This is a genomic window from Kosakonia oryzendophytica (assembly GCF_027886705.1).
Lineage (GTDB): Bacteria > Pseudomonadota > Gammaproteobacteria > Enterobacterales > Enterobacteriaceae > Kosakonia > Kosakonia oryzendophytica.
Genome location: NZ_CP115659.1, coordinates 925,347 through 938,356, shown reverse-complemented (window position 1 = coordinate 938,356; position 13,010 = coordinate 925,347). Strand labels below are relative to the sequence as shown.

The 13,010-nt window shown below is 52.0% G+C and carries 11 protein-coding genes; 7 read left to right on the top strand and 4 right to left on the bottom strand.

All coding sequences use genetic code 11. The annotated features are described in order from the left end of the window. Window positions 1-462: 462 nt before the first annotated feature. The 6 genes from O9K67_RS04520 to O9K67_RS04495 all read left to right on the top strand — a co-directional run bounded on the left by O9K67_RS04520 (window position 463) and on the right by O9K67_RS04495 (window position 7,442). Window positions 463-1,353, top strand: coding sequence for a carbohydrate ABC transporter permease (locus O9K67_RS04520; RefSeq protein WP_061493306.1), 891 nt, complete (start codon window positions 463-465; stop codon window positions 1,351-1,353). Next, window positions 1,346-2,248, top strand: a complete 903-nt coding sequence (locus tag O9K67_RS04515) for a carbohydrate ABC transporter permease (RefSeq protein ID WP_061493305.1) — start codon at window positions 1,346-1,348, stop codon at window positions 2,246-2,248. The genes O9K67_RS04520 and O9K67_RS04515 overlap by 8 nt, the downstream gene beginning before the upstream one ends. 12 nt (window positions 2,249-2,260) lie before the next feature. Next, the gene (locus O9K67_RS04510; RefSeq protein ID WP_061493304.1) at window positions 2,261-3,388 is read left to right on the top strand and encodes an ABC transporter ATP-binding protein; all 1,128 of its coding nucleotides are present in this window, start codon (window positions 2,261-2,263) and stop codon (window positions 3,386-3,388) included. Between the two features lie 20 nt (window positions 3,389-3,408). Next, window positions 3,409-4,698, top strand: coding sequence for an ABC transporter substrate-binding protein (locus O9K67_RS04505; RefSeq protein WP_061493303.1), 1,290 nt, complete (start codon window positions 3,409-3,411; stop codon window positions 4,696-4,698). Between the two features lie 80 nt (window positions 4,699-4,778). Beyond that, window positions 4,779-5,909, top strand: a complete 1,131-nt coding sequence (locus O9K67_RS04500; RefSeq protein ID WP_061493302.1) for an oligogalacturonate lyase family protein — start codon at window positions 4,779-4,781, stop codon at window positions 5,907-5,909. 321 nt (window positions 5,910-6,230) lie between these two features. Then, entirely contained in the window at window positions 6,231-7,442 is a 1,212-nt protein-coding gene (locus tag O9K67_RS04495; protein WP_061493301.1) for a colicin-like pore-forming protein, read from the top strand. 20 nt (window positions 7,443-7,462) lie between these two features. Here O9K67_RS04495 and O9K67_RS04490 read toward each other — a convergent pair whose 3' ends face one another. The 4 genes from O9K67_RS04490 to kduI all read right to left on the bottom strand — a co-directional run bounded on the left by O9K67_RS04490 (window position 7,463) and on the right by kduI (window position 11,314). Beyond that, complete coding sequence (locus tag O9K67_RS04490) at window positions 7,463-7,798, bottom strand: colicin E1 family microcin immunity protein (protein ID WP_061493300.1); 336 nt, start codon at window positions 7,796-7,798, stop codon at window positions 7,463-7,465. A 124-nt stretch (window positions 7,799-7,922) separates the two neighbouring features. After that, window positions 7,923-9,341, bottom strand: coding sequence for an arabinose-proton symporter AraE (gene araE / locus O9K67_RS04485; protein WP_061493299.1), 1,419 nt, complete (start codon window positions 9,339-9,341; stop codon window positions 7,923-7,925). A 314-nt stretch (window positions 9,342-9,655) separates the two neighbouring features. Then, complete coding sequence (gene kduD / locus O9K67_RS04480; protein ID WP_061493298.1) at window positions 9,656-10,417, bottom strand: 2-dehydro-3-deoxy-D-gluconate 5-dehydrogenase KduD; 762 nt, start codon at window positions 10,415-10,417, stop codon at window positions 9,656-9,658. Window positions 10,418-10,477: 60 nt separating this feature from the next. After that, window positions 10,478-11,314 (bottom strand): 5-dehydro-4-deoxy-D-glucuronate isomerase, encoded by an 837-nt coding sequence (gene kduI / locus O9K67_RS04475; RefSeq protein ID WP_061499771.1) that lies wholly within the window; start codon window positions 11,312-11,314, stop codon window positions 10,478-10,480. Between the two features lie 484 nt (window positions 11,315-11,798). On the opposite strand from kduI, the gene O9K67_RS04470 reads away from it, so the two are divergent. Next, entirely contained in the window at window positions 11,799-12,974 is a 1,176-nt protein-coding gene (locus O9K67_RS04470) for an oligogalacturonate lyase family protein (protein WP_061493297.1), read from the top strand. Window positions 12,975-13,010 lie beyond the last annotated feature (36 nt).

Sequence of the window (13,010 nt, the reverse complement as noted above, 5' to 3'; positions counted from 1 at the left end):
CTTTGATGATTTTCTCTAAAAAACACTTCGACGGGTAATCGTTTAAATATTGAATGATTTCATTCGGCGATATTTCCGCTGTTCTGACAGATCGCGGCAGCCTTTTTATTTCCGGCGAAACCTGTGTTTTTTCGGCAAAAACGTCATCCACCTCACCTTATTGAAACATCGTTTCGACTTTGATCACATTTCACGAATTAATCGAATGACGGCAAATCAAAACGCAATAAAATATTTTAAAACGATGTTTTACAAATCAAGAACGCAGGTTGAAAGGATTTTAAAACCCGGAAGATTGCTAATGATTTCGGGAAGTTAAAGACTCACATCACATTGATTACGCTAAATATTGTGATCAGGCGCACGCACAGAACCTGTTTTTACCCCCCAACGCCCAGGCGCCGGGGGAAAGAAGTTAATCTCCGAATCCGTATTACACCATTGTTCGCCAGGTAGGTATGTATGAATGAAAACAGACTACTGGGATTGGCCTGGATATCACCCTACGTTATTGGGTTGATCGTCTTTACGGCATTCCCGTTTATCTCATCGTTCTTTCTCAGTTTTACTGAGTATGACCTGATGAGCCCGCCAGTATTTAACGGCATCGAAAACTATCGCTACATGTTTACTGAAGATACCCTCTTCTGGAAATCAATGGGCGTAACGTTCGCGTACGTATTTTTAACCATCCCGCTGAAACTCGCTTTCGCGCTGGGTATTGCCTTTGTACTGAACTTTAAATTACGCGGTATCGGCTTTTTCCGTACTGCTTACTATATTCCCTCGATTCTCGGGAGCTCAGTGGCTATCGCCGTGCTGTGGCGCGCGCTGTTTGCCATTGATGGTCTGCTGAACAGCTTTATCGGCGTATTTGGCCTTGATCCGGTTAACTGGCTGGGCGAACCCTCGCTGGCGCTGATGTCGGTGACATTACTGCGCGTGTGGCAGTTTGGTTCGGCAATGGTTATTTTCCTGGCTGCGCTGCAAAACGTACCGCAGTCACAATACGAAGCGGCAATGATCGACGGCGCCAGCAAATGGCAGATGTTTATGAAAGTCACCGTGCCGCTGATCACGCCGGTTATTTTCTTCAACTTCATAATGCAAACCACCCAGGCGTTCCAGGAATTCACCGGCCCGTATGTCATCACAGGCGGCGGCCCGACCTATTACACCTACCTGTTCTCGCTCTATATCTACGACACGGCCTTCAAGTATTTCGATATGGGCTACGGCGCGGCACTGGCCTGGGTTCTGTTCCTGGTGGTAGCGGTCTTTGCCTCTATCGCCTTTAAATCGTCGAAATACTGGGTGTTCTACTCTGCTGATAAGGGAGGCAAAAATGGCTGATATCCAACACGTCACGCCGGGCATGCAGGAAGCAGAGCGCGAAGTGGCGCGTACCCTGCGCCGTGAGAAAGTGAGCGCGTGGATCCGCTATGTGATCCTGCTGTTTGTCGGCCTGCTGATGCTCTACCCGCTGGCGTGGATGTTCTCAGCGTCGTTCAAACCGAACCACGAGATCTTCACCACGCTGGGTTTGTGGCCGCAGCACGCCACCTGGGATGGCTTCATCAACGGCTGGAAAACCGGCACGGAATACACCTTCGGTCATTACATGCTGAATACCTTTAAGTATGTGATCCCGAAAGTGATCCTGACCATTATCTCCTCCACCATTGTGGCTTACGGCTTTGCCCGCTTTGAGATCCCGTGGAAGAACTTCTGGTTTGGTACGCTTATCGCCACCATGCTGCTGCCGAGCACCGTGCTGCTGATCCCGCAGTACCTGATGTTCCGTGAAATGGGCATGCTCAACAGCTATATGCCGCTGTATCTGCCAACGGCGTTCGCCACCCACGGGTTCTTCGTCTTTATGCTGATTCAGTTCCTGCGCGGTGTGCCGCGCGACATGGAAGAAGCGGCGCAAATCGACGGCTGTAATTCCTGGCAGGTGTTGTGGTACGTGGTGGTGCCGATCCTGAAACCGGCGATTATCTCGGTAGCGCTGTTCCAGTTTATGTGGTCGATGAACGACTTTATCGGTCCGCTGATTTATGTCTACAGCGTGGATAAGTACCCCATCGCACTGGCGCTGAAAATGTCCATTGACGTGACCGAAGGCGCACCGTGGAACGAAATTCTGGCAATGGCGAGTATCTCCATTCTGCCGTCCATCATTGTCTTCTTCCTGGCACAGCGCTACTTCGTACAGGGCGTGACCAGCAGCGGAATTAAAGGTTAAGAGGGAAGTATCATGGCTGAAGTTATTTTCAACAAACTGGAAAAAGTTTACTCCAACGGCTTCAAAGCGGTACATGGTATCGACCTGAAAATCGCCGACGGTGAATTTATGGTGATTGTCGGCCCGTCCGGCTGCGCCAAGTCCACGACTTTGCGTATGCTCGCCGGTCTGGAAACCATCAGCGGCGGCGAAGTGCGCATCGGTGAGAAGATCGTCAACAACCTCGCGCCAAAATCGCGCGGTATTGCGATGGTGTTCCAGAACTATGCGCTCTATCCGCATATGACCGTGCGCGAAAACCTCGCGTTTGGTCTCAAACTCAGCAAGATGCCGAAAGACGAAATCACCAAACAAGTGGATGAAGCGGCAAAAATCCTTGAACTGGAAGAGCTGATGGACAGGCTGCCGCGCCAGCTTTCTGGTGGTCAGGCACAGCGCGTGGCGGTAGGCCGCGCGATTGTGAAAAAACCGGACGTGTTCCTGTTTGACGAACCGCTGTCGAACCTCGACGCCAAACTGCGCGCTTCCATGCGTATCCGTATTTCCGACCTGCACAAGCAGCTCAAGAAGTCCGGTAAACCGGCCACCACCGTCTACGTGACCCACGATCAGACAGAAGCGATGACCATGGGCGACCGTATCTGCGTGATGAAACTCGGTCACATCATGCAGGTGGATACCCCGGACAATCTCTATCACTTCCCGAAAAACATGTTCGTGGCGGGCTTTATCGGCGCGCCAGAGATGAACATCAAACCGGCAAAAATTGTGAGAAAAGACGACCAATTACATATCACGGTTGGTCACGACACGCTGGCACTGAATGCCCGCCAGCAGGAAAAAGTCGTCGATTATGAAGGCAAAGAAGTGTTCTTTGGCGTGCGTCCGGAGTTTGTCTCCGTCGCCGATCAGCCTTTTGCCGATGACTACGGCTCCGGCGACCTGGTGCGCGTAGAAAACATGGGACACGAGTTCTTTGTTTATCTGAAAGTCGGTGACTACGAGCTGACCGCCCGAATTCCGTCCGATGAAGCTAAGCCTCTGATTGAAAAGGGTCTTCACCGGAAGGTGTACTTTAAGTTTGATATGAATAAGTGTCATGTTTTTGACGCAAAAACGGAACAGAACATCTCTCTGTAAATGAAAACTGGAGTATAAAAATGAAAAAAGTGCTAACAGGCGCCGTTATCTCCGCAACTCTGGGCATGTGCGCTGTACCCGCTATGGCCGCTGATAATGTTGACCTGCGTATGTCCTGGTGGGGGGGCAACGGTCGTCATCAGGTCACATTGAAAGCGTTGGAAGAATTTCATCAACAGCATCCGAATATTACCGTTAAATCGGAGTACACCGGCTGGGACGGCCACCTTTCCCGTCTGACCACACAAATCGCGGGCGGCACTGAGCCGGACGTGATGCAGACCAACTGGAACTGGCTGCCGATCTTCTCAAAATCAGGTGACGGTTTTTACGACCTGAACCAGGTGAAAGACATTATCGATTTGAGCCAGTTCGACGCCAAAGAGCTGAAATCCACCACCGTGGACGGCAAGCTGAACGGTATTCCGATCTCCGTCACCGCGCGCGTATTCTACTTTAACGATGAACAGTGGAAAAAAGCGGGCGTCGCCTTCCCGAAAACCTGGGATGAGCTGTTAGCGGCGGGCAAAACGTTTGAAAGCAAACTGGGTAAGCAGTACTACCCGGTGGTGCTTGAGCACCAGGACACGCTGGCGCTGCTGAACTCGTACATGGTGCAGAAATACAATATTCCTGCCGTTGACGAGAAAGCGAAGAAATTCAGCTATACCAATGAGCAGTGGGTGGAATTCTTCCAGATGTATAAAAAACTGGTCGACAGCCACGTGATGCCGGACGCGAAGTACTATGCATCGTTCGGTAAGAGCAACATGTATGAAATGAAGCCGTGGATCGAAGGTGAATGGGCCGGTACCTACATGTGGAACTCCACCATCACCAAATACTCCGACAACCTGAAGCCGCCAGCCAAACTGGTGTTGGGTGAATACCCGATGCTGCCAGGCGCAACAGACGCAGGCCTGTTCTTCAAACCGGCGCAAATGCTGTCGATTGGTAAATCCACCAAACACCCGAAAGAAGCCGCACAGGTGATTAACTTCCTGCTGAACAGCAAAGAAGGCGTGGAAACCCTCGGTCTGGAACGTGGTGTACCGTTGAGCAAAGCCGCAGTCCAGACACTGACCGCCAATGGTGTAATCAAAGCGGAGGATCCGGCCGTTGCGGGTCTGCGTCTGGCGCAGTCGCTGCCTGCCAAACTCACTGTGTCGCCCTATTTTGACGATCCGCAGATTGTTGCCCAGTTCGGCACGGCGATTCAGTACATCGACTATGGTCAGAAAACAGTGGAAGAGACCGCCGCAGACTTCCAACGCCAGGCTGAGCGTATCCTGAAACGCGCCATGCGCTAAGGTTTTACCGTCATCCCCTACCCTGCCGGATCCGGCAGGGTATTTTTTTATCGATGGAGAGAGGATCAGGAGAGAAGATCATGGCAAAAGGTAAAATCATCCCGCTGACATACCGTCGCCAGAAGGATCCGCATACCGGGCACGAGGTTATCCGGATGACGCCTCCGCACATTATTTGTCACCGTAACTACTTCTACCAAAAATGCTTTACCCGCGATGGCGGGAAACTGATCTTTGGCGGCGCATTCGAAGGCCACTGGAACTATTACCTGCTGGATATCGCCCGCAGCGAGGCAACCCAGCTAACCGAAGGGGCCGGGGATAATACCTTCGGCGGTTTTTTGTCTGCCGACGATCGCGACCTGTGGTATGTAAAAAATACCCGAGAATTACGCCGCGTCGATCTGAGCACGCTGGAAGAGTATGTCGTTTATGAGGTGGATGATGACTGGGTAGCTTACGGCACCTGGGTCGCCAATTCCGACTGCACCAAGCTGGTGGGCATCGAGATTAAAAAAAGTGACTGGCAGCCGTTAACGGACTGGCAAAAATTCCGCGATTTCTATTTCACCCATCCGGAATGCCGGCTGATCTGCATTGATCTGCAAAGCGGTGAGCGCAGCACGTTGTTGCAAGAAAAACGCTGGCTGGGGCACCCCCTCTACCGCCCGTTTGACGATAAAACCGTGGCGTTTTGCCATGAAGGTCCGCGCGATGCGATTGATGCGCGCATGTGGTTGATCAACGAAGATGGTAGCAACCTGCGCAAGGTGCGCCAGCATGAGGCTGGTGAAAGTTTTACCCATGAATTTTGGGTACCGGATGGCTCCGCGCTCTACTACGTGGCACACCGGGAAAATGACGCCCGGCGCTATCTGTTCAGCGCCGATCCACAGACGCTGGAAAACCGCCAGCTCATGGCGATCCCTCCCTGTTCTCACTTGATGAGCAACAATGACGGCAGTCTGGTGGTCGGTGACGGCGCGCCCCATCACACCGGAGATATTCATCTTAACGACCCCTTTATTTGGGTGTTTGATGTGCAAAGCGGGGAACAAACGGCTATCTGCCAGCATAACAGTAGCTGGAAAGTACTGGACGGCGACCGCCAGGTCACCCACCCGCACCCGTCATTCTCCCCGGATAACCAGTGGGTACTCTATACCTCAGACGCCGACGGCATGCCTGCGCTCTATTTAGCCAAAGTTTGAGTGTTCCCCTCCGCCCTCTTCGCTGCGTTGAGGGCTTCTTTTCTGATGCTTTTTCGCACGCTTTTCGCCCCCCATTTCATGCGTTTTTCCAGCCTTTTATGTTTACTCAAAAACAATACAACTCATTGTTATTATTATAATTTTTATTTAATCAGGCCTATTGACGGGGTGAATATCTCAGGCGTAGCATCGCCCTCGCTGTAGCAAAAAACCTGTTTTTATATACAGCACTTTCGGTGTAACAGAACGTCTCTGGTCTTCAAAAAGATGCGCACCGGATTTCCGCAATCCAACTCAAAAATGACAAAAGAGGAAAACAGTATGCCTGGATTTAACTATGGTGGTGGTGTAGGTGATGGTACCAACTGGAGTTCTGAACGTGGTTCAGAGCCGTCGCCTGGCGGTGGTTCGAACGGACATGGCGGCGATCGTGATAACGGCGGTTCAGTGAACGCGACGCCGGCGCAAAAACAGTTGGCGGCGATCCAGAACGATCAGGCGCTCCGCCAAAAGCTGGCTAACCTGATTCTGGCCGCCCATACCATTAACCCGTTAACGAAATTGAAAATTGAGCAAGTGAAACCCAATGGCATGCTCAGCATTTCCGCCGAAGGGTTGACGGCCGATCAAGCGACGGACATTGGCCTGTCTGGTCTGGTAATGGGGCTTCGCGGTAATGGCGTAACCATTGCGATTGGCGATTTCAACTCCGGTCATCCGCTGGAAGGCAAGCAACCGAATAACGGGAAAGGCGGTCTCAACGCCGACACGATCGCCGCCTCATCGGTTGGCCAATTTGTGACTGTGTTGCAGGGCGTATTGCCTTCCGGCTACTGGCTGAGTAATGGCAAAGTGATGACCAAAGTTCGCCGGGAGATCACCTCCGGTGGCGGCGGGAAAAACGGCAACGAGCATACCCGCATCGTGACCGTTGAACAGGAAGTGCCTGCGCTGACCCAGGCGTATAAGCAGGGTGAGACGCAACGCGCGGACGTGAAAGATGCCGTGAAATTTACGGCTGATTTCTACAAAGAGGTGACGGCGAAATTCAGTGAACAATCGGCGAAAGTTGCCCAGGAACTGGCTGCAGCCGCCAAAGGCAAGAAGATCCGCAACGTTGAACAGGCGCTGGCCGCTTTCGATCGCTTTCAAACCGTACTGGATAAAAAATACAGCGTGGCCGATCGCGAGGCGATTGCAAAAGCACTGGAGTCCGTGAACCGTGCCAACATGGCCAGCAGCCTGGCGAAGTTCAGTAAAGGGTTTGGCTATGTGGGTAAAGCCATTGATGCGTATGATGCGATCCTGGTCGAACTGCCGAAGGCGATCCGCACCAAAAACTGGCGTCCGTTCTTTGTGAAAGTGGAAGCCATCGCGGCGGGTAACGCGGCAACGGCATTGACGGCTTTCGTGTTCAGCGCCATCACCGGCAGCGCCCTGGGCATCCTCGGGTTTGCATTGATGATGGCCATCGTCGGCGCACTGGTAGACGAGGCTTTTATCACCAAAGTGAATGCTCTGTTAGGCGTGTAATGACAAACCAAAGGCCGGTATTAACCGGCCTTTTTCATCAGCAACAGATAGAGCAAATACGCCAATCCAAGCGGCACGGCGAACAAAAAGCAAGCGCCATAATACAAGGCATAAAGCCCGTTTTTGCCCGGAGTCTCTTTAAAATAGCCTCGCTGCCAGAAGGCTCGCGTCGTAAACCTCAGCGCCAGGGTTTCAACCCCTTTTTTGGCTAACGGATAGAGCGGGCAACTAAGGAGCGATAACACAAAGAAGTATTGGGAGACGCGATCCTGCATATCCTGGCTCCATGCCCAGGCAAAACCGGACAGAAAAAACATCCCCCAGAAAATATTCTTGAAGTAGTATTTCGCGGTCATAACGCGCCCATTCCTTATGATTTATCAACCGTAACTGATTAATATCATCATAAAAAGCAGCGACGTTGCACGCGCTTTTCACCCGCATTGTGAACGTGACGCCCATAAGCGCCACGCGTTGTGGTTATACCCCAATATTACGCAGCTTCTCGCCCGCCATCAGTCGACGTTCAATGTGCTCAAGCGTAACGTTTTTGGTTTCCGGAATCAGCCAGAAGGTAATCCCGACAAACACCAGGTTCAGCGCGGTATATAACCAGAAGGTGCCAGCCGCGCCAATCGCATCCAGAAGCGTCAGGAAGGTCGCGCCAATGATCATGTTCGACACCCAGTTGGTGGTGGTCGAACAGGTAATGCCGAAATCACGGCATTTCAGCGGCTGGATCTCTGAACAGAGGATCCATACCACCGGCGCAGCGCTCATTGCATACCCGGCGATGCAGATCATGGTCATCCCGACTGACAACCAGGACAACCCGCTCGATGCGGTGCCGTTATCAAACTGCATCAGGCAGTAGCCGAGGATCAGCGTACCCAGCGCCATCACGCTAAAACCAATTTTCAGCGCGGGTTTGCGCCCGGCTTTATCGACCGTGAATACCGCAATAAACGTGGCGAACATAAAGGTCAGTCCGACCACCAGCGTGGCAATCATCTGCTGCTCAGTGGTGGTGAATCCCGCCATTTTAAAAATACGCGGCGCGTAATACATGATGATATTCATCCCGGTGAATTGCTGCATTGCCTGCAACAACATGCCGAGGAATACTGCACGACGCACATTGCGGTTAGCTTTAAACAGGTGAAATCCCCCCTGTTTCAGCTTCAAGCTTTCGCGAATTTCATTCAGCTCTTCGCGGGCTTTTTCAGACGTGTCACGCAGCATGCGCAACACCTCTTCCGCTTCGATATGTCGTCCTTTTTGCGCCAGCCAGCGCGGGCTATTGGGCAGGAACACCACCAGAACAATCAGCAATACCGCTGGCAGCGCCAGCACGCCGAGCATTGCCCGCCAGTTGCCGCTGTAGCTGAACGCGGTATCAGAGAGGAATGCCAGCACAATGCCCAGCGTCACCATCAGTTGATACATGCTGATCATCTTGCCGCGCACATTTTCGCTGGCCATTTCCGACAGATAGAGTGGCGCGGTGTAGGAGGCAATCCCCACCGCCACGCCCAGCACCACGCGGGACACCAGCAACAGTTCCACGTTACCGGCGAAAGCCGATCCCAGCGATCCGGCTACAAACAATACAGCCCCCGCCATCAGGCTGTATTTACGGCCGAGACGGAAAGAGAGCCAGCCATTGAAGAGTGCGCCAAGCGCCGCGCCGAGCATCATGCTGCTGACGACCCACTCCTGCAATCGGCTGCTTAAGGTGAAATGATCGGTGATAAACGGCAACGCACCGGCAATCACGCCGATATCCAGGCCGAATAGCAGCCCGGCGACCGCCGCAGAGACAGAGACAAACAGGTTCATACGCCGGGTATCACGCAGCGCACGCGGTAAAACTACAGACTCATTACTGATAGATGTCATTTTTTTCCTGCCTGCACAGAAGAAGATGTCTTATGAAAGTAAGTCAGCAGCGTGAGCGAGCGTCAGTCTATAAAACGCGAAGATATGGATAAATTCGCTGTGGCATGATGTTTTGTGATGGAGTTTACAATTTTGAAAATATAGTTTAAGCCATAAACTATTTTTAACTCATTTATTTGTAATAATTTTTTAAACAAAGCCTGCTAATTAAGATAAAAGGATATGGATTTTTTAAGCAGTACCATATGGACAAATAATATGCAGAGATAAAAAAACCTGCCACAGGCAGGTTTTTATCGAATGCTGGCGAATACTTAACGCGCCAGCCAGCCGCCATCCACGGCAATGGTGTAACCGTTGATATAATCCGATGCCTGAGATGCGAGGAACACGACCGGCCCCATCAGGTCACTTGGCAGCCCCCAACGGCCAGCCGGAATGCGGTCAAGGATCTCCGCGCTACGTTGTTCGTCGGCGCGCAGTTGCTGGGTGTTGTTGGTAGCCATATAGCCCGGCGCAATGGCGTTGACGTTGATATTGTGCTTCGCCCATTCATTCGCCAGCAGACGGGTCACACCCATTACGCCGCTTTTCGACGCGGTGTAAGACGGAACACGGATGCCCCCCTGAAAGGAGAGCATGGAAGCGATGTTGATGATCTTGCCGCCGTGCCCCTGCGCGATAAAGTGTTTCGCCGCGGCCTGAGACATAAAGAACACGCTTTTAATGTTCAGGTTCATAACGTCATCCCAGTCTTTCTCGCTGAAGTTGATCGCGTCTTCGCGGCGGATCAAACCAGCGTTATTGACCAGAATATCGATTCTGCCGAATTCCGCTACCGCGCGCTCCAGCAGTGCCGGAATGCCATCAATCTGACGCAGATCGGCCGTCAGGCTGAGAAAACGACGACCCAGCGCAGTGACACGCTCAATGGTTTCCGTCGGTTCAACAATGTTGATACCAACGATGTCACAGCCTGCTTCCGCCAAACCCAGCGCCATCCCCTGACCGAGACCGGTATCGCAACCGCTCACTACCGCAACCTTACCTTGAAGAGAAAATGCATCCAGAATCATGTTTGTTCCTTAATCTATCAGCGCCTGTACCGGACAGGCATGGTTTTATGCTGCCCGCGACTAGCGCAGATCTTTTACAGCGACGTGGTCCATGTCATCAAAGACCTGGTTCTCCCCCACCATCCCCCAGATGAAGGTGTACGCGCGCGTACCCACACCCGAATGGATTGACCAGCTTGGAGAAATTACCGCTTGTTCGTTATGCATCACGAGATGACGCGTTTCCTGCGGCTGGCCCATCATATGGAATACGCAGGCGTCCTCTTCCATATTGAAGTAGAAGTAGACCTCCATCCGGCGTTCGTGCGTATGGCACGGCATGGTGTTCCACAGGTTGCCCGGCTCCAGCTCAGTCAGCCCCATGCTCAACTGGCAGGTTTCGAGTACGTCCGGCACGAAGTACTTATTGATAGTGCGACGATTGCTGGTCAGCGGATCGCCCAGGGTGACCGGCGCGACATCGGCTGGCGTCACTTTTTTCGTCGGGAACGTCATGTGTGCAGGCGCGCAGTTGTAGTAGAACTTCGCTGGTTTTGCGCTATCGATGCTGGCGAAAACCACCTCTTTCGCCCCTTTACCCACATACAGCGCATCGCGGTGACCGATTTCAAAGCACTGTCCGTCAACCGTAATGGTGCCGGGTCCACCGATGTTGATCACGCCCAGTTCGCGACGTTCAAGGAAATAGCTGACGCCGAGTTGTTTGCCCACTTCGCCGCCCACGGAGACGGTTTTCATCACCGGTTTGATACCGCCAACAATGATGCGATCGATGTGACTATAGACCATGGTGTATTCGTCATCGACGAAGACTTTTTCGACTAAAAACTCATTGCGCAGGCCCTGGGTGTCCAGCGTTTTTGCGTGCGCACTGTGGATGCTTTGTCTGACTTCCACAATAACCTCCGAAGTAAATTTTGACCGAAACGTCACCAATCAGAAGAGAAACAATGTTCCGTTTCTTATATTAGTGCATCTTATCCCGGCTAAAACACGTTTTCAATTGTAAATAAAACAACGTTTCACTTTTTCTGTTAATTCTTTCAAGATCTGTAAGTCCGATCACGAATGTTCAGCGTTGACATCGCCGCTACGTTGCGTCGCATGCAAATTTGACGAAAAATTAATCTTAACAAACAATAAGTTAATAGCGTCTTTGAGTTTTGACAGTCGAAGGACAGTTTTTCAGTTAAAAATCAAAGTTGCGCCTTTCCCGTTGTCTTATTGCATTTTGCTTTGCTCTTTTCTTAGAAAGTGCGTCAGCAATCACACATATTGAAACGTTGTTTTGATAAATTATTACCCAGTTTTTAAACTTAAAAGCATCTGTGGTCACAGCAGGGCGCGTGATTGCCCACCGGACCCTTAAAAGGAGCGAGATATGGCAAAAGGCATGCGGGTAAAACTGCAATACGCAGTCAGCCGCGATCCGGACACCGGCGCGGAAATCACCCGCTTAACCCCGCCGGAAGTGACCTGCCACCGGAACTACTTTTATCAGAAGTGTTTTTTTAACGATGGCAGTCATCTGTTGTTTGCCGGTGAATTTGACGGCAACTGGAACTACTACCTGCTTGATATCGCTAATGCAGAAGCCGTACAACTGACGGAAGGCGCTGGCGATAACACCTTTGGCGGCTTTCTCTCACCCGACGATAGCACGCTCTATTACGTGAAGAATGACCGTACGCTGCGCGAAGTGAATTTGCAGACGCTGGCCGAACGTGAGATCTACCGCGTACCGGATGAGTGGGTAGGTTACGGTACATGGGTTGCCAACAGCGACTGCACCAAACTGGTGGGGATTGAGATTGCCGCCAGCGACTGGACGCCGCTGAACAGCTGGCAATTGTTCCACGATTTCTTCCATAAAGGCCCGCACTGCCGTCTGTTACGCGTTGATCTGCAAAACGGCCAAAGCAGCGTCATCCATGAAGAGAAAAACTGGCTTGGTCACCCGATTTACCGCCCGTTCGATGACAATACCGTGGCGTTTTGTCATGAAGGTCCTCATGACCTGGTGGACGCGCGGATGTGGCTGGTCAACGAAGATGGCAGCCATGTGCGTAAAGTGAAAGATCACGCGGAAGGCGAAAGCTGCACGCATGAATTCTGGGTGCCGAACGGCTCCGCGCTGGTGTATGTCTCGTACCTGAAAGGCAAACAAGGGCGCACGATTTACCGCTTTAATCCGGATAGTGGTGTAAACGAAGCCGTGATGCCGATGCCGGCCTGCTCTCACCTGATGAGTAACGTTGACGGTACGCTGCTGGTTGGCGACGGTTCCGGTACGCCGGTGGATGTGAAAGACACCAGCGGCTACACCATTGATAACGATCCCTATTTGTATGTGTTTGACGTGGCACAAAAGGCCTATTTCCGCGTGGCCCGTCATGACACCTCATGGGCGACCGTGGCAAACAGCCGCCAGGTAACGCATCCGCATCCGTCGTTTACTCCGGATGACAGCGCCATTTTGTACAGCTCTGATAAAGACGGCAAACCGGCGCTCTATATCGCAAAACTTCCCGCGCAGCGCGTCATGCTGCAGGCATAAAATTTTAGTCGTGTTTCTGTAACTGGCCTTGCCCTC